The sequence below is a fragment of the Geothrix fuzhouensis genome (assembly GCF_024609325.1).
In the GTDB taxonomy this organism is placed as follows: domain Bacteria; phylum Acidobacteriota; class Holophagae; order Holophagales; family Holophagaceae; genus Geothrix; species Geothrix fuzhouensis.
In genome coordinates this window covers 936,858-960,945 of sequence record NZ_JANHMQ010000001.1, presented here as the reverse complement: position 1 = coordinate 960,945, position 24,088 = coordinate 936,858, and the positions used below count along the sequence as shown (strand labels likewise).

Annotated in this window: 19 protein-coding genes; 13 read left to right on the top strand and 6 right to left on the bottom strand. The window is 65.7% G+C overall.

The genetic code is table 11. The features are described 5' to 3' along the window. Positions 1–13: 13 nt before the first annotated feature. From NOV74_RS04425 to NOV74_RS04415, 3 genes are all read right to left on the bottom strand, one after another. The gene (locus NOV74_RS04425) at positions 14–1,534 is read right to left on the bottom strand and encodes a glycosyltransferase family protein (RefSeq protein WP_257309609.1); all 1,521 of its coding nucleotides are present in this window, start codon (positions 1,532–1,534) and stop codon (positions 14–16) included. Then, on the bottom strand, positions 1,531–2,499 hold the full coding sequence (locus NOV74_RS04420; RefSeq protein WP_257309607.1) for a glycosyltransferase family 2 protein: 969 nt from the start codon (positions 2,497–2,499) through the stop codon (positions 1,531–1,533). The genes NOV74_RS04425 and NOV74_RS04420 overlap by 4 nt, the downstream gene beginning before the upstream one ends. Positions 2,500–2,578: 79 nt before the next feature. Further along, the gene (locus NOV74_RS04415; protein ID WP_257309606.1) at positions 2,579–3,448 is read right to left on the bottom strand and encodes an RluA family pseudouridine synthase; all 870 of its coding nucleotides are present in this window, start codon (positions 3,446–3,448) and stop codon (positions 2,579–2,581) included. Between the two features lie 359 nt (positions 3,449–3,807). Between NOV74_RS04415 and NOV74_RS04410 the strand changes: the two genes are divergently transcribed. From NOV74_RS04410 to NOV74_RS04395, 4 genes are all read left to right on the top strand, one after another. After that, positions 3,808–6,924 carry a C45 family autoproteolytic acyltransferase/hydrolase gene (locus NOV74_RS04410; RefSeq protein ID WP_257309603.1) on the top strand — a complete coding sequence of 1,039 codons (3,117 nt, stop codon included), beginning with the start codon at positions 3,808–3,810 and terminating at the stop codon, positions 6,922–6,924. A 381-nt stretch (positions 6,925–7,305) separates the two neighbouring features. Then, entirely contained in the window at positions 7,306–7,854 is a 549-nt protein-coding gene (locus NOV74_RS04405; RefSeq protein WP_257309602.1) for a hypothetical protein, read from the top strand. Further along, positions 7,851–9,338: an ATPase domain-containing protein gene (locus tag NOV74_RS04400; RefSeq protein WP_306672276.1), complete on the top strand. Its 1,488-nt coding sequence runs from the start codon at positions 7,851–7,853 to the stop codon at positions 9,336–9,338. The genes NOV74_RS04405 and NOV74_RS04400 overlap by 4 nt, the downstream gene beginning before the upstream one ends. 62 nt (positions 9,339–9,400) lie before the next feature. Further along, positions 9,401–10,816, top strand: coding sequence for a hybrid sensor histidine kinase/response regulator (locus tag NOV74_RS04395; protein ID WP_257309599.1), 1,416 nt, complete (start codon positions 9,401–9,403; stop codon positions 10,814–10,816). Positions 10,817–10,835: 19 nt separating this feature from the next. On the opposite strand, the gene NOV74_RS04390 is transcribed toward NOV74_RS04395, so the two are convergent. Next, entirely contained in the window at positions 10,836–11,267 is a 432-nt protein-coding gene (locus NOV74_RS04390; protein WP_257309597.1) for an RrF2 family transcriptional regulator, read from the bottom strand. Between the two features lie 122 nt (positions 11,268–11,389). Here NOV74_RS04390 and cysK point away from each other — a divergent pair, with 122 nt between their 5' ends. From cysK to NOV74_RS04345, 9 genes are all read left to right on the top strand, one after another. Further along, positions 11,390–12,355: a cysteine synthase A gene (gene cysK / locus NOV74_RS04385; protein WP_257309594.1), complete on the top strand. Its 966-nt coding sequence runs from the start codon at positions 11,390–11,392 to the stop codon at positions 12,353–12,355. Between the two features lies 1 nt (position 12,356). Continuing rightward, the gene (locus tag NOV74_RS04380; protein ID WP_257309592.1) at positions 12,357–12,872 is read left to right on the top strand and encodes a DUF4395 domain-containing protein; all 516 of its coding nucleotides are present in this window, start codon (positions 12,357–12,359) and stop codon (positions 12,870–12,872) included. Between the two features lie 52 nt (positions 12,873–12,924). Next, the gene (locus tag NOV74_RS04375; RefSeq protein WP_257309590.1) at positions 12,925–13,554 is read left to right on the top strand and encodes a CAP domain-containing protein; all 630 of its coding nucleotides are present in this window, start codon (positions 12,925–12,927) and stop codon (positions 13,552–13,554) included. Positions 13,555–13,564: 10 nt separating this feature from the next. Next, positions 13,565–14,374 (top strand): transporter, encoded by an 810-nt coding sequence (locus tag NOV74_RS04370; protein ID WP_257309589.1) that lies wholly within the window; start codon positions 13,565–13,567, stop codon positions 14,372–14,374. Between the two features lie 41 nt (positions 14,375–14,415). Next, complete coding sequence (locus tag NOV74_RS04365) at positions 14,416–15,201, top strand: MlaE family ABC transporter permease (protein WP_257309587.1); 786 nt, start codon at positions 14,416–14,418, stop codon at positions 15,199–15,201. Next, positions 15,201–15,866 carry an ATP-binding cassette domain-containing protein gene (locus NOV74_RS04360; RefSeq protein ID WP_257309585.1) on the top strand — a complete coding sequence of 222 codons (666 nt, stop codon included), beginning with the start codon at positions 15,201–15,203 and terminating at the stop codon, positions 15,864–15,866. The genes NOV74_RS04365 and NOV74_RS04360 overlap by 1 nt, the downstream gene beginning before the upstream one ends. Then, on the top strand, positions 15,863–16,828 hold the full coding sequence (locus NOV74_RS04355; protein WP_257309583.1) for an MlaD family protein: 966 nt from the start codon (positions 15,863–15,865) through the stop codon (positions 16,826–16,828). Before NOV74_RS04360 ends, NOV74_RS04355 begins: the two co-directional genes overlap by 4 nt. Positions 16,829–17,024: 196 nt before the next feature. Beyond that, complete coding sequence (locus NOV74_RS04350) at positions 17,025–17,579, top strand: OsmC family protein (RefSeq protein ID WP_257309582.1); 555 nt, start codon at positions 17,025–17,027, stop codon at positions 17,577–17,579. Between the two features lie 688 nt (positions 17,580–18,267). Next, on the top strand, positions 18,268–22,719 hold the full coding sequence (locus NOV74_RS04345) for a PAS domain S-box protein (protein ID WP_257309580.1): 4,452 nt from the start codon (positions 18,268–18,270) through the stop codon (positions 22,717–22,719). 69 nt (positions 22,720–22,788) lie between these two features. Here NOV74_RS04345 and NOV74_RS04340 read toward each other — a convergent pair whose 3' ends face one another. Together NOV74_RS04340 and NOV74_RS04335 are read right to left on the bottom strand one after the other, a co-directional pair. Continuing rightward, a complete protein-coding gene (locus NOV74_RS04340) occupies positions 22,789–23,082 on the bottom strand; it encodes a YciI family protein (protein WP_257309578.1) in 294 nt (97 codons plus the stop codon). Between the two features lie 23 nt (positions 23,083–23,105). After that, positions 23,106–24,053 (bottom strand): carbamate kinase, encoded by a 948-nt coding sequence (locus NOV74_RS04335; protein WP_257309576.1) that lies wholly within the window; start codon positions 24,051–24,053, stop codon positions 23,106–23,108. Positions 24,054–24,088: the final 35 nt, after the last annotated feature.

The following is a 24,088-nucleotide window of genomic DNA, read 5'->3' as shown; positions in this document are numbered from 1 at the left end:
CCCGCTCGTCCCCTCAATCCAGGGCCACCACCAGGGCGGTGGGGTCCTCGTAGGCCACCCGGAAGGGGGCCTGCCGAAGCTCGGGGTACGCGGCCGCCCGGGCGGCGCGGAGGACCAGAAACCGCGCGTGGAACTGGGCCTTCATCAGGTCGGCGTCCAGGCGGACCTGGTGCCGCCGCAGGCGCTCGAGGAGCCTCGCCCGGTCCGCGTCGTCGCGCAGGGAATAGGTGGGATCCAGGCCCCAGAGGAACCTCTGCCGGTACCCGTCGTAGAACAGCTCGGGGAAGTCGTCCCAGTAGAGGTTGATGACCGTCTCGCCCGGCCCCAGGTTCCCGGCCATCCAGGCGCAGGCGCCGGTGAAGAAGCGCGGAGGCGACGCCTGGGACTGGTAGACCCGGTAGAACGTCAGGGATCTCGCGTGAAATCCCACCAGGACGGCCAGAGCCAACGCGCCCGCCGCCAGGCGGACGGGGCGCGGAGCGGTCCACCAGGTTGACGCCTCCAGGAGGGGCCACAGGTCGCGGACTACCAGCGCCCAGGCCGCGGGCACGAGCAGGGCCGAGTATTCGGAGAAGCGGGGGGTGGCGACGGTCAGGGCAAACCAGAAGAGGGCGGCCGCGCCCAGGCCGAGGGTGCCCGGGGTGAGTCGTTTCCGCACGAAGAGGAGGGCCATTGGCAGCGCAAAGGCCAGCATCAGCAGGAGGGGGTAGATGTCCCAGAAGACCGGCCACGAGTAGGGGTAGAGCTCGTTCCCCAGCTCGAATCCGGACGCGGCCGACCCCTGCAGGCCCAGGCGGAAGACCTGGATGTAGGTAAGGAAGGTCTCAAGCGTGAGGGGCGTGTAGGGATGGATCGCCAGCCCCAGCACGGAGCCGGCGCCCGCGGCCAGGGGCAGCTTGAGGTCCGGCCATTCGCCGCCGAGCCACGTCCCCAGCACGAAGGGGACCGCCGTCATGACCAACACGAAGGGGACGGTGTACGCCCAGGCGTAGATGAAGCCCAGGACGAGGAGGGCCTTCCAGCGTTTCTGCAACAGGAAGTGCAGACCCAGGGCCAGCAGCAGCATGCTCAGCACGTGGGAGCGGATCATCCCCAGGCGGGCGATGAAGAGGCCGCCGGTGGCCAGCGTCAGGGCCGTGAAGAAGGCCGGGAAGCGGACGCCGTGGGCCCGCAGCACCGCGTAGAGCGCGGCCAGGACCGCCACGGACAGCAGCACGCCGAAGATCCGGGCGCCCAGGATCGGATCGTCGCCGATCCGCGCGAAGGGGGCCATGGCCAGGTGGTAGAGGAACTCCTTGTCGCAGAAGTGCTCCCGCCAGGTGCTCAGCTGGGTCCACGGGAAGGCCCGCGACAGGCCCTGGGCGGGCATCAGCGCCGCGAAGCGGGCGTGGAAGTAGCCGTCCCGCTCGAAGAGGCCCTCCTGGAGCCAGGCCGTGCCTCCGAACAGGAGCAGGGCATAGAGGAGGAGGCCTGCCGGGGCGGCCCAGGCCCGCAGGCGGGAGGCCCAACCTTCACGCGGGTGGAGCTGGGTCATCGGCCGCCCTCCACTCCCGCCGGCCGTCCGCCCAGGGGCGGGATGGCCAGGTAGGCCATGCGCTTCAGCTCCTTGCGGCCCCGGGTCACGGTGTCGAGGATCAGGCCGCAGGTGAAGCCCAGCGCCGAGATGACCATCATCCCGGTGGTGAGGATCGCCGTGGGGAACCGGGGCACCAGGCCCGTGCGGAAGTAGGTCAGAAAGATCGGCACCGACAGGCCGATGGCGGCTAGGGCCAGGAGGGTCGAGAGCACGGAGAAGAACTGGAGCGGCTTCTCGTTCCGGTAGAGCGAGGCGATGAGCCGCAGGATGCGGAACCCGTCGGCGTATGTCCGCAGCTTGCTGGCGGAGCCTTCGGGGCGAGCCCCGTAGGGCGTGGCCAGCTCGGCCACGGGCATGGCCAGCTCCAGCGCGTGGACTGTGAGTTCCGTCTCGATCTCGAAGCCCCGCGACAGGGCGGGGAAGCTCTTCACGAAGCGCCGCGAGAACACCCGGTAGCCCGAGAGGATGTCCGTGAAGCGCTGGCCGAAGAGCAGGCGCACCGCGGAGGTGAGCAGACGGTTCCCAAAGCGGTGGCCCCGGCGGTAGGCCTCGGTTCCAGTCTCGACCCGGCTGCCCACCACCATGTCGAGCTGGCGGCGCAGGAGGAGATCCACCAGGGTGGGGGCGCTGGCGGCGTCGTAGGTGGCGTCGCCGTCCACCATCACGTACACGTCCGCGTCGATGTCCGCGAACATGCGGCGCACCACGTGGCCCTTGCCCTGGGCGGTCTCGAAGCCCACGAGGGCGCCCGCCGACCGGGCCGCCTCCACCGTCCGGTCCGTCGAGTTGTTGTCGTAGACGTGGAGGGCCGCGCCGGGCAGGGCCGCGCGGAAATTCGCCACGACGCGAGCGATGGCTGCCTCTTCGTTGAAACAGGGAATGAGGACTGCCACCCGGTCGAGTGCTTGGGCAGGGAGGTTCATGCGTGCCTTCCGTGCAGGGCCCTTCGAGGCTCCGTAGGCCCATTCTGGACCAGGAGATAGGTTGGGGCCAACGGCCCGGTCAGGCCTTGAACCGGAGGGGCGGTGCTTCCAGCCTCAGATCCCCACCCGTGACTGGACGTTTCAGGCCCAATCGCCAGGCGTGGAGCCAGAGGCGATCAGAGGGCTCGCCGCCATAGAGCGTGTCCCCGAGGACGGGCCGGCCCAGGTGGGCGAGATGCACGCGGATCTGATGGGTGCGGCCCGTGTGGATGCGGGCCACCAGGTAGTGACCGGGGGTGAGGCCGGCCGTTTCCTCGTCGGTGGCGGGCCGGAAATCCGTGCGGGCGGACTTGGGCTCCATGAGGTCGCCCGTGCAGCCGAAGCGGCCGGGATCCGCGCCGCGAATCCTGCCGATGGGGGCCTCCACGATGCAGGCCGCGAGAGGCTCGGAAACCCGGACAAGATAGAGCTTCTCCAGGTCCCGGCCCGCGAAGGCCTCCGCCAGCCCCTTGTTGGCTTTCGGGTCCTTGGCCAGCACCAGCAGGCCCGAGGTGCCCTGGTCCAGGCGGTGATGCAGGAACAGCTGCAGGTCCGGCCGCTGGGTCTTGAGGAGGGCCAGCAGGTCGTGACGATCCGTGGCCCAGGTGCCTTGCGTGGCCAGGCCCGCGGGCTTGTCGACGGCCAGGATCCAGGTGTCTTCAAACACGATGGGAATGGCGGTGGTCGGCACCGGGGGCAGGTCGGGATCGAAGGCCACACGGATCTCGATGCCGGCTTTCACCAGCTTACCCGCCACCTTCACGCGCTTGCGGTCCACCTGAACTCCGCCCAGCTTCAGCGCCTCCCGGGCCGCCCGGCGCGACAGATCCGTGCGCTTGGCGATGATCTGGTCCAGGCGCAGCTCGGCGTCTTCGGGGTCCACGGTAAAGGTCCATTTTTTTAACGTCATGGCTCCAGCGTAACGGATGCTCACAGGGCCTGCTTTCAAAGTGGGGTGTGGCCGCGCAAGGGGCGCCGCCCAAGCGAGGCAAGGAAAGCGACGAAAGCGATAGCGGCACTATCGACGAGGAGCTTGACGCGGCATCGCGCCGGGCGCCGCCCCTTGCCCTCCGCGACGTCGCCCAGCCGCACCCCTGGCTGCGTTGACGACCTCGAACGATGTCCCGCATCGCCCTTCGGTCGCCGCCTGGCCATGCGCGCGGCTGGACGGCGTCGCGGCTCGCATCCACTTTGAAAGCAGGCCCTTGTTGCCTCAAAAAGCGAGGCAATTTGGCGATGGATTTGGCATGCTGGGGGGTGGAGGCTCCCATGATCCGAATGCTTCGCGCCGGGCTGCTGATGGCCCTGGCAGTACTGGCCCATGCCGCTGATCTTCCTGCGTCCGGCTTCACCCTAAAGCCCGGGTCCGCGGGCCAGGCCCAGGGCCTGCATATGGTGGCGGCTCCGGCGGGTTCCGAGTCCACGCTGGTCTCGTCCCCCGTGATGCTGAAGGTGGGCGAGCTGTACCGGCTCAGCGCCACGGTGAGGACGGAAAGCGTGAAGGCCGATGCCTTGGCCCGCTACCCCACGGCCTTGGGCGCTTGTCTCTCCATGGAGAGCTTCCCCTTCACCAATGCCTCGCAGAGCGTGGCCGGAACATCCGAACGCAAGGTCTCCTTGCTGTTCCTCGCCACCGCCCCGACGGACCGCGTGCAGCTCCACTTGGGCCGCAACGGGAAGGCTACGGGCGCCGTCACCTTCAGCGCCGTCAAGCTGGAGAAGGTGGAGGACGTCACCCAGTTCATTCCTCTGCAGACCGTGCGCTGGGCCGGGAAGGGCTTCCGCTACGAGATGGGCGGCTGGACCTTTCTGCACATCGAGGGCGCGCCTTACGCTCGGGGCCGCCAGCATGGCGAGCTCATGGCCGACGAGATCGTGCGCTACATGACGAAGCTGGGCGTGCTGAAGAACGCGGCCGATCCCGCCCGCGGCTGGGCCGACCAGCGGCAGCTGGCGGATGCCCTCTTCTTCCGCAAGTACGATGTGGAGTTCCTGGAGGAGATGAAGGGCATCGCGGACGGCGCGGCGAAGGTCGGCGCGGCGTTCAAGGGGCGCCCTGTGGACCTGCTCGACATCGTGACGCTGAACAGCGCCGTGGACATGAGCTCCCTCCAGGAGGGTCTGGCTCGCGCGGCGAACCCCCTCACCGGCCGGACCTTCATGACCGGCGAGGACGAGATGGCCAAGGGCGGGGAGGGCGACCACTGCTCCTCCTTTGTGGCCACCAAGGACGCCACCCGGAGCGGCCGCTTCATCTTCACCCAGATGTTCATGTGGAACGGGTACACGGGCACTGAATGGAACGTGATGCTGGACGTCGCCCCCGAGAAGGGCCACCGCTTCGTGATGCAGACCTTCGCCGGCGGCATCCACAGCGGCACGGACTGGTACCTCAATGCCGCGGGACTGGTGATGGGCGAGACCACCGTGGGCCAGACGCCCTTCAACCCCGACGGCACGCCCCAGAGCAACCGCATCCGCAAGGCCGCCCAGTATGCCGGTGGCATCGACGAGGCCGCCGAAATCCTCTTCAGGCAGAACAACGGCCTCTACACCAACGACTGGACCATGGCCGACACCAAGACTGATGAAGGCGCCTGCTTCCTGCTGGGCACCGGGAAGACGCGGATGTGGCGCACCGGCGCCAAGGGCAAGGCGGCCGACACGCCCGGCCATCACCGCGAGTTCATCTGGGCCAACAACAACAACCGCGACCTGGAGGTGCGCGGTGAATACACCGGAAATCCCGACAATGCCCCCGCGGACCTGGCCTTCAACACCTGGAACCGCGACATCGCCTTCCAGGAGGCCTTCAAGACCTACGGCAAGGGCGGCTTCGACATCGACGCCTCCACGCGCCTCATGGCCAGCAGCCCCATCAACCGCCCCCACGCCTGCGACGGGAAGCTGACCACCTCAGAAATGGCCGAAAAGCTCGTGTTCATCGCCCACCAGGGCAAGACCACCCAACGTGAAAAAATGGTGGGCGGCCGCTGGATCGCGGATCTGCCGGGCGCCACGCCCCACCTGACCTATGGGTATACGGCGTTCAGTCCGATCTGGGTGACGGCCAAGCTCCAGGCCGCCAAAGCGGCCTGGAGTGACGGAAAGCCTTCGAAGGCTGCACCTTCGCCCGATGTGACGGGTGTGAAGGAGGCGTACAGCTTCACCCCGAAGGGACTTTGGACAGGGACTGTCAAGCCTGCCTCGGACGCGGACAACTGGTTCGTGAGCGCCTCCGCCGCGTACTGGCAGCAGCTGAAGCACCTGCCGCCTGTGCCCGCCAAGGCCTTCGAGGTGCAGTCCGCAGCCCTGGCGGACCTGGCCACCCGCCACCTCTGGCTGGACGCCAAGGAGGGCGTCAAGGCCCCGCTGGCCACCACGACGGACTACGACCGCTATGGCGCCTACCAGATCCCCCGCATCCGCGGCGTGTTCGCCTTGCACCAGCTGCGGCTGCACCTGGGCAATGCCGCCTTCGCCAAGGCCATGCAGGCAGCCCACAGGCGCTTCCAGGGCCAGACGGCCTCCACGGCTGAAATCCTGAAGGCCCTGTCCGAGGGCGCCGGAAGGGATGTTGCCCCCATCCTGAAACCCTGGCTCGAGCGCGCCGACCTTCCAGCACCCAAAGTCCGGGCCCGCGTCGAGAAGGCGGGCGAAGGCTATGCGGTGAAACTGGAAGTCGAACAGACGGACTTTGCCTATCCCTTCGTGGCCTTCGCGAGCCTGGAAACGGAGAAGGGCTCGAAGCTGGAACGGGTGGAGGTGACGGGCGCCAAGGCCGCTCTCACCTTCCGCAGCGAGGCGCGCCCCACGCGGTTGGTGTTCAACGCGGGGAACGACCTTCCCATGCCCCGGGCCAACTTCTGGGTGCCGGGCAACGTGCTGGATGACTGGAGTGCCACGCTGCTGGTGTTTGGCACGGCCCGCGAGGTGGAGGCCCAGCGCACCCTCGCCCTGAACTACCGCGAGGCCCTCGCGGACAACATGACGGAAGTGCTATTGCCCCTGAAGCCCGATGCGGAAGTGACCGATGCCGACCTGGCCACCCAGGATCTGCTGGTCTTCGGTGGCCCCGCCGAGAATGGCCTCACTGCCCGCTTACTGGCCGAGGGCAAGCTGCCCTTCGAAGGTGGGCCAGGCTGGTTCAAGTGGCAGGGCCGCACCTACGGACGGCCGGACGACGGTTTACTGGCGACCTTCCCCAACCCCTGGAACCCCAAGCGCATGCTGGTGCTCATGATCTCCAACAGCCGTGTCCAGGAATGGGCCATGACCAAGGCCATTCCCAGGGGGCTCCCCGGCTGGACCCTCTACCGCGGCGCTGACGTGAAGGAGAAGGGGCAGGCCCCGACCGAGGGGATGGTGGTGGACCTCAAGCCCTGAGGCTGTTCTTGCATAGGGTGCAGGTCGCCTGATGGGCGGCCCCACTGTGGTGGAAGGGGGTGCGCCCTGGCTTAGTTATCAGCAGCCGGGCGCACCCCTTCGATTCCGCTTTCTCCACGAGCCCGCCTCGGTGCTCTGGTTCATCGACCCTTCTGAGGCCGTCCTGCGCGTCGGGTTGATGCGTCAAATTGGAGGGGCATGCAATCCATTTTGATTGGATGAGCCGATTTATAGATAAATGATAATTTTGCAAACAATTAAATCCATTGGCCATAACTTGTGGCGTAGATCGTGCTCTAGATAACCAAGAGGAACTCTGAGTACTTCCATGTCAGCTGTGGGCATAAGGAGATCAGGGGATGAGGGGAGCGGATTTATCACATGTTTGCTCGAATTGCTTCGGCCAGAGTCAGCGGTGGAATTTCGCACCTCGTCCATCCGTACCCCGGCTTCATCGCCCCGCCCATTCCCTTGCCGGGATCTCGGGTAACCACGGTTAAGGGCCAGGAAATCATGTGGCGCGATTCGATTCGAAGGACCTTGGCGCTGTCCGCCGGCATTGCCCCGAGCTCCCACGGTGTGGCGGAGGCCACCCTCCGCCTCTGGGGCCAGATCGCGGTACGACTTGCCCCAGTCATCGGTGGAAAGGGCGTCGAGGCCCTCTTGGGTCGCTCATTACAGATCGCAAGTGCTACCTTCCCCTGGCTTTCAAAAGCTGGGGGGGCCGAGGACAGTGCCCACCCTCTGACGAACCTCAGAGCGAGCCTCGAGACCCTTGACCCTGAGGTCGGTACCGCAGGGAGTTTTACGTGGCTGGTGATCTTTACCGAACTGTTGGCAACGCTGATTGGAGAGTCCTTGACTGAACGCCTGTTGGAGCCGGTATGGACGCCACCAACACCTGCAGCTGAACAGGAGAACAACCCATGAGGAAAAGAGTGAATATCTCCCTGCTTGCCACTGGGGTCCCTGGTCTGGATTCGATCTTGGGTGGGGGTCTCCCGGAGTTCTCCTTCAATCTGATTGCCGGTTGCCCAGGATCCGGCAAAACGACGCTGGCCCACCAGATCATGTTCACTCTGGCGAAACCGGAGCGCCGGGCGTTGTTTTTCACTGTCCTTGGGGAACCGCCTCTGAAGATGCTTCGTTATCAACAGCAGTTCTCATTCTTCGATCCTAAAAAAATCGATAGATCGATCAAGTTCGTCAATTTGAATGACCATGTCGTGACGGGGCATTTCGACCAGGTCCTGGCACGCATCATGGAGGAGGTCCAAGCTTTCTCCCCAGGGTTTGTGTTCGTCGATTCCTTCCGTTCGCTCATGCTGGAGGCGAGCCACCACGCCAAGGAGACGCTCAGCCCGCTTCAGTTCATGCAGGAACTTGGGATCAAGCTGAGCGGATGGCAGGCGACGACCTTCCTGATCGGGGAATACACTCCCGACGAGGACGCCCACCCGGTCTTCTCGGTGGCCGATGGTCTGCTGTCACTGAATCAGAGCGTTTACCGGAACTCGATGGTGCGCAAGATCCAGATCCTGAAGATGCGTGGGCAGCAGACCAGCCCTGGGATTCATACCTTCCGCATCACCGGCGATGGCATCGAAGTCTTCCCAGCGGCCAGCATCCCCAGTGATAGCGAAACCTTGGGCCCCCCACCCGATCGCCGGCACTCCGAGCGGCGGCTGGCCATGGGCGTACCCGGCCTCGATGACATGCTGGGCGGCGGGTTGCCAGCCGGCTATTCGCTGCTGGTGGCGGGGCCGTCCGGGTCGGGGAAAACGGTCCTCGCCACGGCCTTCCTGGCCGAAGGCGTGCGCCGGGGCGAACCAGGCGTGATCGTGGCCTTCGAGCAGACCCCGAGCCAGTCGTGGACCCACACGATCGACGAGCTTGTCCGGGCCGGGAAGATCGGCCTGATCAACACCCGCCTGATGGATCTGTCCATCGACGAGATTGTCCAGCGCCTGATCGTCCTCATCCAAAAAATGAAAGCGACCCGAGTGGTGATCGACTCGCTGTCCGGGTTCGAATTGGCGGTGGCGCCGACTTTCCGGGAGGATTTCCGCGAATCGCTGTTCCGCATGATCACCGTCCTGTCCGGCCTTGGTGTGACAGTGCTGATGACTTCGGAGCTCGAAGACCGGTATACGGACCTGCGGTTCAGCTCCTATGGATCGGCGTTCCTCACCGACGCGATCATCGTCCAGCGCTACATCGAGATGAACAGCCGTCTGAAGCGCGTCATGGCTGTCGTCAAGGTGCGCGGGAGCCAGCACAGCGATCAGCTGCGCCAGTACGAGATCACAGATGAAGGCCTTGTGATCGGTGATCCGGTGGTCGAGTACGAACGGCTCCTCGGCGGCCAGCCAACCCCGACACTCGCCCGTCCACACGTAGGCAAATCACGATGAGCAACGGTGCCCGCGCCCGCCAGCCAGGCCTGGCTGAAACTCCGCCTGGGGTGGATGAACATATGCCAGGCCCGGCCCCACTTGCGGCGGATTCCATCGCCGAGCCTGGTGCGGTCAGTGACGAGCAGTTGCGAGAGGCGAATGAGCGCCTTGTCCTCGCGAGCGTCACTGCCCAGACCATGGCGGAGGCAGCGGAGCGGGCCGCTGATCAACTGCGGGAGGCGAATGAGAACCTCGTCGTCGCGACGGTCAATGCCCAAACCATGGCCCAGGTCGCCGCGGAAGCCGCAGCCCATATTTCCTACACTGCGAATCTCGAAGCCCAGCTCCTTGAGGCCCAGAAGTTGGAGACCCTCGGCGTGCTGGCTGGTGGTGTGGCCCACGACTTCAACAACCTCCTCACCGCCATTCTGGGCAATGCGAACCTGGGCACCATGTCCGCGGAGGAGGGTCGCGACGTAACACCCTACTTCGAGGCCATCGAAAAGGCGGCCATGCGGGCGGCCAGCCTCACTCGCCAACTGCTCGCCTACGCGGGGACCGGAAAACCCGTGATGGCCGAGGTCGACTTCGGCATTGTCGCCATGGAGGCGATCCAGGTCTTCACTGCCTCCCTGCCGCGGAACGTGGCCCTCCACAGCGACCTGGCAGAGGGGCTCCCGCTGGTGCACGGCGATGCCACCCAGATCTTCCAGGTCCTGATGAACCTGATCACCAATGCTGCCGAAGCATGCCCGGCAGGCGTGGTGGGCCGGATCACCATCCGGACTCGGGAAGAAACGGTGGACGAGGCAGCCCTCGGGACGGGCCACTGGGTACTGCCTTTGACGCCGGGCCGCTATGCCAGCTTGGAGGTGGCGGATACGGGCGAGGGGATGACGCCCGAGCTGGTGAAGCGGGCCTTCGAACCTTTCTTCACGACGAAATTCACGGGCCGCGGGTTGGGCCTGGCCGCCGTGATGGGAATCATCCGCAGCCATGGGGGTGGGCTTTGGGTGGGAAGCGAGCCCGACGGTGGCTCATCCTTCAAGATCTTCATGCCCGCCCTGGCGGGCTCCGCAGGGACTCCGCCCGCGGAGTCCCTGCCGCCGGTTTGGCGGGGGGAGGGCCAGATCCTGGTGGTTGATGATGAACTGACTGTGAGCACCGTGGCCCGGAGCATGGCGGAGCACTTCGGGTTCTCGGTCCTTGAAGCCAGAGATGGCCTGGAGGCTGTGGAACTCTTTCGCCTGCACCATGGGGAGCTGGCCATGGTGCTCATGGACCTCATCATGCCGGGCATGGATGGGCAGCAAGCCTTCCGGGAAATGCGGAAAATCGACCGCAGTGTCCCGGTGGTGCTCAGCAGCGGCTACAACGTTTCCAACACGGACCTGTTCGTCGAGGGGCTGGCCGGGCTCCTCAAGAAGCCTTATCGGCTCGCGGAGTTCCAGGAAGCTCTCCAGAGGGCCCTGGCGATGCGGCCTTCGCCAGGCTAGGGTCTGGGTTGAGCAGCCCTCAGATCGAGTAGCCCTGGCTATCCACTTCCAAGGCCTGGTGCCGGTCGGCCAGGTCGGCGAGGGTGGTGCCGCGGAGGACGGTACGGGCGGCTTCCGTGCTGCGGGACCAGAGTTCGCGGATGGCACGGGCGCCATAGGTCGCGTCGGCAGGTAGGCTGCCGGCGATGAAGCGGCCTTCGAGGGCCTCCAGCACGTCCAAGGCCGTGATGTGGCTGGGGTGCCGCGTCAGCTCGCAGCCGCCATTGGGGCCGCGCTGCACCTTCACCAGACCCGCGGTCTTGAGGCTGCCGAGCAGCACGCGGAGGAACTTGACGGGAAGGGCTTGGCGTTCGGCGATATCCGCCACCAGGACCGGGCCGCGGCCAGACTGGAGGGCCAGTTCCACCATGAGCAGCAACCCGTAACGTCCCTTGGCTGAACCCTTCAACATGGCGCCTCCCGACTCAGCTTAACGTAATACATAATAAAACAAATTAACAAACTTGACAATTAATCATTCCTTTCCATACTCTAGGATCCGGGCCGTGCCCGAAGGATGAAGGAGCTCTCCCTATGAGCCAGCCGACCCGTCCCACCGAACGTCCCAACCGCGTCGAGCACGCCTACGAGCTGGTGGGCTACACCCCGGTGGTGCGCTTGAACCGCCTGGTGCCCAAGGGCTCGGCCAAGGTCTACGTGAAGCTGGAGAGTGCCAATCCCGGCGGCAGCGTGAAGGATCGTATCGCCCTGAGCATGATCCAGGACGCCGAGGCCCGTGGCGTGTTGAAGCCCGGCATGACCTTGTTGGAGGCCACCAGCGGCAACACGGGCATCGGCCTGGCCTTCGTGGCGGCGGCCAAGGGCTACAAGATCACGCTGGTCATGCCTGACACCATGACGCAGGAGCGGCGCTCCCTGCTGAAGGCCTACGGCGCGCAGCTGGTGCTGACACCGGGTTCGGGCGGCATGAAGGTCGCCGTGGACAAGGCCCAGGAACTGGCGGATGGCGACCCCACCTTCTTCCTGGTGCGGCAGTTCGACAATCCGGCCAACCCCGCCGTCCACCGCCGCACCACGGCCCTGGAGATCCTCGAGCAAGTGCCTGAGCTGGACGCCTTCGTGGCGGGCGTAGGCACGGGCGGCACCGTGACGGGCGTGGGCGAGGTGCTGGCCGAGAAGAAGCCCGGAACCCTGGTGGTGGCTGTGGAACCCGAGACCTCGCCTCTGCTGAGCGAGGGGAAGGCCGGTCCGCACAAGCTTCAGGGCCTGGGGCCGAACTTCGTGCCGGGCATCCTTAACAAGAAGGCCTACCAGCGCGTCCGCCCGGTGGGCTACGACGACGCTATCGCCATTGCCCGCCGTCTGGCGCGCGAAGAAGGCCTGCTCACGGGCATCAGCACCGGCGCCATCGTATTCGCGGCATTGGAAGTGGCCAAGGAGCTGGGCGAAGGCAAGACCGTGGTGGCCGTGCTCTGCGATACCGGCGAGCGCTACCTCACGCATCCGCTCTTCGCCGAGATCGATGGACCGGCGATCTAGGATGGCGAAGCGCACAAAGTTGATTCCACAGGAGACCCGCCCGGGTCCCAGCTGTCCCATCGCTGCCGATCTCGTGGACGAAACCGCCGGGCGGATCGCCGCCTTCTTGTCGCTGGGCTTTCTGGCGCTCGTGGTCTGGCGTGGATGGGGCTGGGGTGTCCTGGCACTGGCTGGCGATTTCGCCCTCCGTGCCTCAGGTCGCCCGGCTTTCAGCCCGGTGGCGCGCACGGCGGGGGCCCTCCGCCGCCTGTCGGGTCTGTCCGCGCGAACGATCAACGCCGGTCCCAAACGCTTTGCGGCCTCGGTGGGTTTCCTGTTCTCCCTGGCCATCGGGCTGGTCTTGCTGGCCGGCCTCCGGACCCTGGGCGTGGGCTTGGCCATCGTCCTGGGCTTCTGCGCGGGGCTCGAGGCCTTCTTCGGGTTCTGCCTAGCCTGCCAGGTCCACCCCTGGCTGCCTTGGATTCGGGGCAGGGCGGTTCGGCCGCTCCCCGTCGGGATCGACGAACCAGCCATCTGAGGGAGACGGGCGGCCCGGTTCGCCTATCCTTGGGGATCTGCCTGAGGTGGCCATGAGGATCGTCGCGCTAGCTCTTGTCACGCTGCTGCTTCCGGCCCAGGCGATCCCGGGAGTGCCGGGGCGGGCCACAGCCTTCGAGCGGGCGGTGGTCCAGGAGATGAGCGATGTCCGCGTGCGGCCGAAGGCCTATGCGAAGCATCTACGGGAGCTGCGGCCCTATTTCGAGGGCAAGCTCTGGAAACGGCCTGGTCGAGTGCCATTACGCACAGAGGAAGGGGTGGCGGCGCTGGATGAAGCCATCGCCTTCCTGGAGTCCGCCCGACCGATGGGGCCCCTGCGCTTCAACGAAGGGCTGGCCCGAGCGGCCCGACTGCACGCCCAAGACATCGGCCCCCGCGGCTCGCTCGAACATGTGGGCTCGGATGGCGCCCGCCTTTCGGAGCGCTTGAACCGGCTGGGCCGGTGGCAGGGGCTGGTGGCGGAGAACATAAGCACGGGCGAGGAGGGCGCCCGCGAGGTGGTGCTGCAGTTGCTGATCGATGACGGCGTGGCCAGCCGTGGCCACCGGCACAACCTCTTCAACCCGGAACTGCATCAAGCAGGCGCCGGCTCCGCGCCGCACCGGGATTACCGGGTGGTGACAGTCATCGACTATGCGGACGGATTCGTGGCGAACCCGTAGGGGAGGCAGCATGGGGCGTGGCGGGACCCTCCTTACGCTGGCCGGACGGTGGCGAACGCTGGTGGTGGCTGGGCTCCTGGGGACCTGCCTGGAGGCGGGTCCGCCTTTCTTCACGGATGACCCGGAGCCGGTGGAACTCCACCACATGGAGCTCTACCTGAGCTGGATGGGGGCTCGGACGCCCGGTGGCGCGTCGGGCAGCCTGCCCCTGGTGGAGTTCAACGCGGGCATCCTGCCGGACACGCAGTTTCACCTCGTGGCGCCCCTCGCCTACGCCAAGCCCGCGGGCGAACCCGTGACCCGGGGCTATGGCGATACCGAGGTCGGACTCAAGGTCCGGCTCCTGCACGAAACTGAAGTTCTGCCCCAGGTGGGCATCTTCCCGCTGGTGGAGGTTCCGACGGGCTCGGCGGAGCGGGGCCTCGGCGCGGGGCACACCCAGGTGTATCTGCCGCTGTGGCTCCAGAAGAGCTGGGGGCCCTGGACCAGCTACGGCGGCTATGGCTGGTGGCGGAATCCGGGAGAAGGCCAGCGCAACTGGCACTACCTCGGCTGGCTCCTCCAGCGGGATCTGTCGGCGCGAGTCACCCTGGGTGGGGAGCTGTTTCGGCGCTCGGCGGCCACGCTGGATGGGGTGGCCTCGAGCGGGTTCAACGTCGGGGCCATCCTCAACCTGTCGGAGCGGGACCACATTCTGGTCAGCGCGGGCCGGAACCTGTCGGGCGACCGGGAGAGCCATGTCTACCTCGGTTACCAGATGACCCTGAGCCTGGAGGCGGTCTGGCCCCCGGCGTCCGGGCGCGGACCGGCCCGCCCATGAACGGTATTCTGCTAGCCTGGGAGCCAATCCTCGGGTGAATGATGGCTTTCCTTGCGCGGCTCGGCGCGCCGGTGCGCGGCTTCCTGGCGTTTCTGGGCGACCAGGCGCATCTGGTGCTGCGGACGCTCCGCGCCGGGTTTGCGCTTCGTTTGGATCAGCTGGCGGTGGTGGGCGGACAGACGAGCCTCCAGACCCGCTTCACGGGTTTGGACGCCTGGATCCTGGTCGCTGGGACGGCCCTGCTGCTGGGCGCCGTGACGCTGATCCAGGCCTTCAGTCAGCTCTCGGGATTGGGCGCGGAGAACTACATCGGCACGCTGATGGTCCTCATCATCCTGCGGGAACTGGGCCCGCTGCTCACCGCCGTGCTGGTCATCGGCCGCAGCTCCACCGCCATCGCCGCGGAACTGGGCGCCATGCAGCTCAATGGCGAAGTGGACGCGCTCGCGGCCCACGGGGTGAACCCCTACCAGTACCTGCTGCTGCCCCGGTGGCTCGGCGTGCTCGTGTCGGTCTTCGCCCTAGTCGTGTTCTTCGACGCGGCGGCCCTGGGCGGCGGTTTCCTCGTGGCGCGGCTGAAGTACGGCATCACCTGGGGATTCTTCATAGCCTCTGTGCGACAGGCTTTGTCGAATCTCGATTTCGCGGCGACCCTGCTGAAGGTCTTCTTCTTCTCTGGCGCCATCACCTTCCATGCCTGCCACTTCGGCCTCCGGGTCCAGCGCAGCCAGACGGAGATTCCACAGGCCGTCACCAAGACCGTGGTGTCCGCCCTGGTGGCGGTGTTCGCCCTCGACGGCCTCATCGCCGCGCTGCTGTACTTCTGATGATCCAAGCCCGTGGCCTTGCCTGCGCATCGCCCGAGGGGCGGCCCCTGCTGGAGGGCCTGGACCTGACCGTCAGGCCGGGCGGAAACCTGCTGGTGACGGGGTCCAGCGGCTCCGGCAAGAGCCGCCTGCTGAGGGTGCTTGCCGGCACTGAGCGTCCCCGCCGCGGGGAGGTCCGGATCGCAGGGATCGGCATCTGGCCCGGGGAGGGAGCTTTGTCCCTGGTGGGGCGGATCCGGATGGGCTTCGCCTTCGCGAGCGGTGGTCTGCTGTCGAACCTCAGCCTGGAGGACAACGTGGCCTTGCCGCTGCGGTTCCTGGGGCTGCCGAAATCCGAAGTCGCACGACGGACCGCAGGTGCTCTGGACCGGCTGGGGCTCGCATCGGTCGCGCGGCTTCGTCCCCATGCGGTGAGTGGCGCGGCGCGGAAGCACGCGAATCTGGCGCGCGTCCTGGCTCTCGAACCGGAGCTGATCCTGCTGGATGATCCCCTGGAAGGACTGGACACCGTCGACCGAGCCGTGGCCCTGGAGCTGATCGAAGGCTGGGTAGGGGATTCGCGTTGCACGCTTGTGCTGGCCTCGGAGGAGGTACAGGTCCTGTCTGAACTGGAAGTGGATCGCCTTCAGCTGGCCCCGGCACCCACGCTCATGGAGTCACCATGAACTTCGAGAAGCAGGACGCCCGCCTCGGGCTCTTTGTGCTCCTGGCCCTGGGCCTCTTCGTGGGGCTGCTGGCCTACAGGAACGCGGGCGCCGTGACCGAGAAGACCTATCCGCTGGTGGTCCGGCTCGACCGCATGGAGGGGCTGGTGGCGGGCACGGATGTGGAGCTGAAGGGCTATCGTGTGGGGACGGTGGAACGGGTGGACATGCGACGGGAGGATGCGGACTACCACTTTCTCGCCCTGCTGGCGGTGCGCTCGGATATCCAGCTGTGGCGTGGCTCCCGCGCGGTGGTGGCGCCCAAGGGAGTGGGCAGCGTGATTCTCGACCTGCGGCTGCCGCCGCCTGGCGCCCGCACGGTGCCCCTGGTGGCGGGCGACCAGATTCCCGGCGAGGAGGGGGTCTCCCTGGGCGGGGTGCTGGAGCGGGCGGACATTCTCCTGACCAACCTGAACGCCTCCCTGGGCGCGGTGCGCGAGCGCCTCCAGGCGAAGGGGCTGGGCGACCTCCTGGACCATCCCTCCGTGGCCCGGGCGCTGGGTTCGCTGGATGCCACCCTGCGCGAGTTCCAGGCCCTGGCCCGGGACGGCCGCGGCCTGGCCTCCCACGCGGACCGCAGCATGGGCGAGGCGGACAAGGCGCTGCTGGATCTGGATCGGAGTCTGGTCGTGACGCGGACCCTCCTCGAGAAGCGGGCGCCAGAACTCGATCAGGTCCTGGTGAACCTGGCGTCGGTCCTCCAACAGTCGGATGCCCTGCTGACCCGGTTCCGCGCCGAAGACCAGCCGGAGCTGGAGACCAGCCTCAAGGCGCTGCGGCGTTCCCTGGATTCCGTGGAGGAGCTGCTGCAGCTGTTGAAGCAGAAGCCCAGCCGAGCCGTGTGGGGCACGCCGGGGGAGGCGGAACGGACCAAGGCCAGGCAGGCGCTCGAAGCGGCCAAGGCAGCATCAGTACCGAAGTAAGTGGCCCTTCAGTAGATGGGCTATCAGCCTCCTGGTTCGAAATTTGCGACCTTGATTCAGGTTCAACTGAGCCCATCCTGAGGGTCTCTTTCCAGGGGGCCCCGTGGCTTGCGGAGCCCTTGTGGGTGTCCTACACGCGCTTCCCCACGGAGGCCCGAACCCCGTCCGGGCAGCGCCCGATCCATGAGGAGGATCCATGGGCAGCATCGCAACCATCCACAACGGCGTGAATGTGGATGCCCTCAACACCACCGTCTCGATGGTGAAGGCCAACCCCGCCCTCGCCAAATTCACCTTCCGATCCAGGGCCAAGTGGATCAACGGCGCCCACTCCCAGAGCACCTTTGATTCGCTCTATGGGGCTGGGATGGAGCACAAGCGGGCCACGCCGATGTTCCTGGAGGCCGATGAGCCCGAGGCCCTGCTGGGCACGGACCTGGCCCCCAATGCCGGCGAAGCGGCGCTGCACGCACTCAGTGCCTGCCTCAGCGTGACCTATGCCTACAACGCCACGGCCATGGGTCTGGACATCAGCAGCCTGAGCTTCGAGATGGAGACGGATTCCGATCTCCAGGGCTTCCTGGAATTGGACAAGAACATCCGGCCCGGACTGTCCCAGATTCGCGTGAAGGTGAATCTCGCCTGCAGTGGCACCCCAGCGCAGATCCAGGAGCTCCACGAGAAGGTGATCCGCACCTCGCCCCTGTACGACACCTTCAAGAATCCGGTGGACATCAAGATGACCCACTGAGATTGGATCCGGACCCCACCGCCCCTGGCCTTTCCCGAAGCATCTGTCTCAACCCCGCAAGGGAGTGGGGCTTCTGGATTACATGGGCGGCGGGGAATCCGGCGAGCAGAAGCTTCGGGTCGTTGTCCATGTAGCCAATGGCCACTAGGACCCGCAGGATGGGGTGGCGCTGGAGGATTCGCGGGAGGGTGTTACCACCGCGGAGCCTCGGCCTGCCGTGATCCAGGATCACGAGGTCCACCTGTAAACCTGCGTCCAGTCGGCGGAGGCCCCCACCAGCGCTGAGGGTCCGGGTCCTCCAGGGTGAGGTTGTGGAGAACAGTCACGATCCCGCCTTTGGAGGTCATGGGTGAGGGTGTGACCTGAGATGGATTGACCGATCAACGCGTCAGACCATCGGCATTGAGCGCGGAATTGGTGGAAGGGTCATGTCGACTCGTTCGCGGTGGGCGCATCTATGCCGCGGTCGATTCGGTGTGGAATTTTTTACCCTACCGATAACGACCTACCTTTATGAGGTTGACTTATTGAGCATTAGGTAGTGATTTTCGTCACGACCCTTGGGCTGGTTCGGTTAATCGTCCTATGAGTTTGAGAACATCGAATTGTAAATTTGCCCATGACATCCCAGGTACAGGGCGCGGGCGACAAATTCCTTTTTTAGGCAAGCCCCATCTTTGGAGCGTCGTTGAGGACCGATCCCTTGCTCATGCAGAAGGTGGCCCGGCGCGTGGTAATCGTGCTTTGCCTGGCGATCGTCGCATTGGCTGGTCTCGCGATTCTCGGGACGATCATAGAGGCACGGCAGCTCGCGGCTCTGGGCCGGGACAATGTTCCGATGTCGCCCTTGGGGGCTGGGCTGCTGCTGCTGCTGGCTGGCGCCATCCTGGTGGCGATGTCCCGGTTTGACCCTGCGCGAGCAAGGCGAGTGACCAGGGGGGTGGCCCTGGGTGTGTTTCTCTTGGGTCTCGGGGTGGTGGGCGGGTACCTCCTGGGCCGTCTTCCAGTCTTCGGGCGATGGGCCGCGCTAGGGAGGCAAACCTCTCTGCTCTCCGGTCTGGCCGTTTCCCTCGCTGCATTGTCCGCATTCACACGCTGGTCCGGCCCCAGGCCGCGCTGGCAAGCGCGGCAGTGGGCCGCGCTCCTGGCGCAGATACCCCTGGTGATCGGCACGGTGGTGCTGGTCAGTTATGCCTCGGGTGCCCCCTTGTTGTACGAGTCGGGGATCACGCCCATGTCCCTACCTTCTGCCTTCTGTTCGGTGGGGCTCGGTCTGGCGTTGATGATCGCTGCGGGATGCGACACCTGGCCTTTGGCGGTGTTTGGCTTCGTGCCTGGGAAGGGCCGCGACCCACAGCGCCATTGGTTCTCCACCGGTCCCCTCGCGCTGTTTCTGTTGCTCGGCGTGCTGGTGCTCAGCGGGGGTTCGTTCTTCCTGAGGGGTCAGCTCAAGACGACCCAGGCCCGCGTGCACTCCGAGCTTTCCACCATCGCGGAATTCAAGGCCCATCAGATCGAAGACTGGTTCGGGGAACGCCGCGCTGACGCTGACCGGATCTTCCGCGGGGCCATGATCCAGGGTGATCTGCGGCGGTTCCTGGCAGGAGCATCTCCAGCAACGGCAGAACCGCAGGTGCGCGCCTGGATGGAAGACCTGCAGAAGGGGACGTACCAGCAGATGGTTCTGTTCGACCGGCAGGGCCGGGTGCGGGTCGCGGTGCCTTCGGGAAGGGCTTTCAGCCCCGATGGCAGGGATGCCTCCGAACTCCAGGCCGCCCTCCGCGCCAAGGAAGTCCTGGTGCGCGATCTCCATCAAAACGCGGGGAAGACGGGTATTCAGCTGAGTCTGTGGGTCCCGATCGGGGCCAGCCCCGAGCCTTGCGCCCTGGCTGAGGGGGCGCTGTTGCTGAGGATGGACCCTCAGAATTTCCTCCTCCCCCTTGTCCAATCCTGGCCCACGGCCAGCCCCACGGCTGAGGCCCTGTTGGTCCGCCGGGAGGGTGGTGATGTCCTCTACCTGAGTGAGCTGCGGCATCGGGCCCAGCCAGCCATGAGCCTCCGGAGGCCTCTGGGGGCCGAACCCCTCATGCTTGCCCTCTTGTCCACGGGATCCCAGAAGAGCTTCGTGGCGGGCCTGGACTACCGTGGAGAGCCGGTGTTGGCCACCCTGCATCCCATCGAGGGCACGGCCTGGAGCATGGTCGCAAAGGTGGATGAGACTGAGGTGTACGGTCCCCTGCGCCAGCGGGTGTGGCTCGGTGGCATCGGTCTGCTCGGGGTGGTGGTCCTTGTCGCGGCAGGACTGGGCCTGATGGTGCGCCACCATGACGCGGAGATGATCCGCGAGCAACTCAACCTTTCTCAGCGCTTCGAATGGCTCATGCGCCAAGCCAACGACATCATCTTCCTGATGAATGAGGAAGGCTGGATCCAGGAGGCGAACGCTCAGGCCGTGGAGCACTACGGCTACACCCTTTCGGAATTGAAGGTGATGCAGATGGTGGATCTTCGTTCACCAGAGGCCCGGGATGAGGCACAGAAGCGGTTTGCCCTGTTGAGGACCATCGGCTCGATTCGGTTCGAGACTGTCCATCGCCGGAAAGATGGGTCGACGTTCCCGGTGGAGGTCAGCGCCAAGCTGGTTCACCTGGAAGGCGAGGCGATTGTGATCAGCTTCGTCCGGGATATCACCGAACAGCAGGCCCAGCAGCGTGAACTTCGGCGGATGACCCAGCTCTATGCGGCCTTGAGCCAGGTTAACCAGGCCATCGTCTGGACGGATTCACGGGAAGCCCTCTTCGCCAAGGTCTGTCGAGTGCTGGTGGAGTTTGGTCGATTCAGCATGGCTTGGGTGGGATGGAACGATCCTGCCACCCACCGGGTTGCCGTGGCCGCCCAGTACGGGGACACGATGGGCTATCTGGAGGCACTGGAGGTGCACAGCGACGACACACCCACCGGCCATGGACCCATGGGGACAGCGATCAGGGAAGGCCAGCCCAGTGTTCTCAACGACTACCTGAACCTGCCGGAATCAGACGCCTGGCGGGAAGCCGCGCTCCGATCCGGCTTCGCCTCCGCGGCGGCTTTCCCCATCCGGCAGGGCGGTGAGGTGGTCGGTGCCCTGGCGGTCTACGCCACCGAGAAGGATTTCTTCGGCACGCCGGAGGCAGCCCTTCTCATCGAGGCGGCCCTGGATGTGTCTTATGCCCTGGACCATCTGGTCAGTGAGGAGCGCCGTTGCGTAACCGAAGCGGCGCTGAAGGAGAGTGAACGGCTGCTGAGGGAGGCCCAGGAGGCCGGCGGGATCGGAACCTACACCTGGGACATCCAGCAGGATCAATGGACGAGCAGCCTTTACCTTGATCGGATCTTCGGTATCGGACCAGACCATCCCCGGACGGTGGCGGGATGGCTGAACCTCATCGCTCCGGAAGCCCGTGACCAGCTGCAGGCCTCCCTCGCCGGGGCCATCGAGCGCCGGGAGCGCTTCAACCTGGACTATCCCATCATCCGCTTCTCTGACGGGGCTCGCCGCTGGGTTCGTGACCAGGGGGAACTGCACTTGGACGCGAAAGGCCAGCCCGTGACCCTCGTTGGGGCCATCCTGGACATCACCGAGCAGAAGGAAGATGAGCTGGCCCTCCGCAAGGTCTCGGTGGCGGTAGAGCAGAGCCCGCTCTCGGTGGTGATCACGGATCGTAGCGGAACCATCGAGTACGTGAACCCGAGGTTCACCCAGGCAACCGGTTATACCTACGCCGAAGTTATCGGCGAGAATCCGCGGATCCTAAAATCGCCCTCCACCCCGCCGGAGGTCTACCGGCAGCTGTGGGACACCCTGACCCGGGGGGAGGTCTGGGTGGGCGAATTCGAGAATGTGAGAAAGGACGGCACACGCATCCATGAGCGGGCGACCATCGCTCCGGTGAGGGATGCCATCGGCACCGTGACCAGCTACATCGCTCTCGAGGAGGACATCACCGAGCAGAAACGGGCCGAAGAGAAACACCGGGCACTGGAGGCCCAGCTCCACCAGTCCCAGAAACTGGAAAGCCTTGGCAGTCTCGCCGGCGGCGTCGCTCACGACATGAACAACGTGCTGGGGGCGATCCTCGGGATGGCCTCGGCCCTGAAGGAATCCAGCGACCTTCCGGCTGCTTCGGCCAAGCGCTTGAACACCATCATCAATGCCTGCCTGCGAGGGCGCGGCGTGGTAAAGAGCCTCCTCTACTTCGCCCATAAGGACCTCCAGGAGGAGCAGCCGATCGATCTCAACCAGCTCGTCAGGGAGATGGGCCAGTTGCTGGCTCACACCACCCTGAAGCGCATCTCGCTTGATCTGGATCTCCAGGACTCGCTGGGAACCCTGCGCGGCGACGGGGGCGCCCTCAGCCATGCCCTCATGAACTTGTGCGTGAATGCTGTCGATGCCATGCCCAGTGGAGGGATTCTCCGCATCCAGACCAGGGCCACGGCCGACGGCGGGGTGGCCCTGCATGTGTCGGACACGGGCGAGGGCATGCGCCCGGAAGTGCTTGAAAGGGCCATGGAACCCTTCTTCACCACCAAGCCCCATGGGAAGGGCACCGGGCTTGGGCTGGCGATGGTCTATGCCACCATGAAGGCCCATGATGGAGTCTTCGAGTTGTGCAGCCAGGTGGGACAGGGAACAGAGGCGATACTCCAGTTTCCTGCTTCCCGGTTGGAACCCGGCGGTCAGGTCGAGAATGCTCCTCTGGTGCCCGTGGACCGTCAGGTCGGTTCGAAGATTCTGCTGGTGGATGACGATGAGCTGATCCGCGAGTCCATGACCTCCCTGCTCGAAATGCTCGGATATGAAGTGACACCGCTGCCTGGCGGAGCCTCTGCCCTGGGTCATCTTGAAGCGGGCCTGCCTGCAGACCTGGTGATCCTGGACATGAACATGCCCGGCATGACAGGCGGGGAGACGCTGCCGTACATCAAGGCGCTCCGCCCGGACCTGGCGGTCCTCATGGTCTCGGGCTACAGCGATCAGGACATCGCGCCGCTGATCAAGCAGTTTCCGCGTGTGTCCGGTCTCCAGAAACCGTACAGCATGGTGGAACTCCAGCAGAAGCTGGCCGGTTTCGGCCTTCGGCCTGTGGTGGAAACCTAGGACCTGCTTTCAAGGTGGATTGGATACAGTCCGTGGCCTACGGTGGCCGTGAAGGCCACGGGGCGGGGATCACATCCGGTCGAACGCGTCCTTTCCCGCCATCACGTTCCAGGGCAGGAGTTCGTAGTTCGCGAGACCGGCCTTGTAGAAGGGATCGCCCTCGCGCAGGACATCCAGGTCAGCGAGGGGGTTCTCGTCCTGCACCCGCACCAGCCAGGCGGCCCCGAAGCGGGGGTCGAAGGGGCCCGAAGCCAGGAGGATGCCCTGCGCCTTCAGGGTGCCGAGGTAGGCGCGATGGGCCTCGGTAACGGTTTCGACCTCGGCGAGCGGACGGCGGTAGCGGACGAGGATGAGAGCGTACATGGAGACTCCTCTGATTCAGACCTTCAATCGTGGACGATGCGCGTCCCCACGGTGGCAGGATCCTCGGTGGCCAGGGCCTCGGCCGTGGTGATGAGTACTTCGTGGCCGCCGTCTTCCAGGTAGGCCAGGGCGCTCTCGATTTTGGGGCCCATGCTGCCAGCCGGGAACTGGCCCTCGGTCAGGTGCTTTCGGGCTTCACTCGCCGTGATGCGGTCCATCCAGCGCTGGGTGGGCTTGCCGAAGTCGATGGCCACCTTGGCCACGCCCGTGAGGATGATGAAGAGGTCGGCCCCCAACTGGGCCGCCAGCAGGGCGCTGAGCCGGTCCTTGTCGATGACGGCCTCCACGCCCACCAGCAAGCCGCTGGCGTCGCGGATCACGGGGATGCCGCCCCCGCCGCCCGCGATGACCGAGCTGCCGGATTGGAGCAGGGTCTTGATGGCCTCGAGCTGGACGATCTCGATGGGTCTGGGCGAGGGCACCACCTTGCGCCAGCCGCGGCCCGAATCCTCTTTCATCTTCCAGCGCTTGGACCGCATCAGCTCCAGGGCGCGGAACTCGGGATAGAACGGTCCCACGGGCTTGGTGGGGTCCTGGAAGCCCTTGTCCTCCTTGTCCACCACCACCTCGGTGAGCACGGAGGTCACGGGCGCGTCGAGCTTCATGAAGCGCAGCCGGTTGATGAGCATGCGCTCCAGCATGTAGCCCATGGAGCCCTGGGTCATGGCGCCGCAGATATCTAGGCTGTAGGGCGGAATCTGGCCCGAGCCGGCCTCCTGCTGGATGAGCAGGTTGCCCACCTGGGGCCCATTGCCATGCACCACGCACAGCGCGTAGCCCTCCGCCACGACCCGCGCCAGCATCTCCGCCGTCTCCCGGGCGTTCTCCAGCTGCTCCTCTTGGAGCCCGCGCTCCTTCTCTTTTAGAAGCGCGTTTCCACCAATGGCCAGGAGTGCGATCTTTCGGGTCATGCAGTGCCCCGGGAAACGGGGATTCTAGCAAGGTG

Coding starts and splice junctions, on each gene's coding strand:
- NOV74_RS04425 (WP_257309609.1), bottom strand. CDS start 1,534: ATGACCCAGCTCCACCCGCGTGAAGGTTGGGCCTCCCGCCTGCGGGCC.
- NOV74_RS04420 (WP_257309607.1), bottom strand. CDS start 2,499: ATGAACCTCCCTGCCCAAGCACTCGACCGGGTGGCAGTCCTCATTCCC.
- NOV74_RS04415 (WP_257309606.1), bottom strand. CDS start 3,448: ATGACGTTAAAAAAATGGACCTTTACCGTGGACCCCGAAGACGCCGAG.
- NOV74_RS04410 (WP_257309603.1), top strand. CDS start 3,808: ATGATCCGAATGCTTCGCGCCGGGCTGCTGATGGCCCTGGCAGTACTG.
- NOV74_RS04405 (WP_257309602.1), top strand. CDS start 7,306: ATGTTTGCTCGAATTGCTTCGGCCAGAGTCAGCGGTGGAATTTCGCAC.
- NOV74_RS04400 (WP_306672276.1), top strand. CDS start 7,851: ATGAGGAAAAGAGTGAATATCTCCCTGCTTGCCACTGGGGTCCCTGGT.
- NOV74_RS04395 (WP_257309599.1), top strand. CDS start 9,401: ATGCCAGGCCCGGCCCCACTTGCGGCGGATTCCATCGCCGAGCCTGGT.
- NOV74_RS04390 (WP_257309597.1), bottom strand. CDS start 11,267: ATGTTGAAGGGTTCAGCCAAGGGACGTTACGGGTTGCTGCTCATGGTG.
- cysK (WP_257309594.1), top strand. CDS start 11,390: ATGAGCCAGCCGACCCGTCCCACCGAACGTCCCAACCGCGTCGAGCAC.
- NOV74_RS04380 (WP_257309592.1), top strand. CDS start 12,357: ATGGCGAAGCGCACAAAGTTGATTCCACAGGAGACCCGCCCGGGTCCC.
- NOV74_RS04375 (WP_257309590.1), top strand. CDS start 12,925: ATGAGGATCGTCGCGCTAGCTCTTGTCACGCTGCTGCTTCCGGCCCAG.
- NOV74_RS04370 (WP_257309589.1), top strand. CDS start 13,565: ATGGGGCGTGGCGGGACCCTCCTTACGCTGGCCGGACGGTGGCGAACG.
- NOV74_RS04365 (WP_257309587.1), top strand. CDS start 14,416: ATGGCTTTCCTTGCGCGGCTCGGCGCGCCGGTGCGCGGCTTCCTGGCG.
- NOV74_RS04360 (WP_257309585.1), top strand. CDS start 15,201: ATGATCCAAGCCCGTGGCCTTGCCTGCGCATCGCCCGAGGGGCGGCCC.
- NOV74_RS04355 (WP_257309583.1), top strand. CDS start 15,863: ATGAACTTCGAGAAGCAGGACGCCCGCCTCGGGCTCTTTGTGCTCCTG.
- NOV74_RS04350 (WP_257309582.1), top strand. CDS start 17,025: ATGGGCAGCATCGCAACCATCCACAACGGCGTGAATGTGGATGCCCTC.
- NOV74_RS04340 (WP_257309578.1), bottom strand. CDS start 23,082: ATGTACGCTCTCATCCTCGTCCGCTACCGCCGTCCGCTCGCCGAGGTC.
- NOV74_RS04335 (WP_257309576.1), bottom strand. CDS start 24,053: ATGACCCGAAAGATCGCACTCCTGGCCATTGGTGGAAACGCGCTTCTA.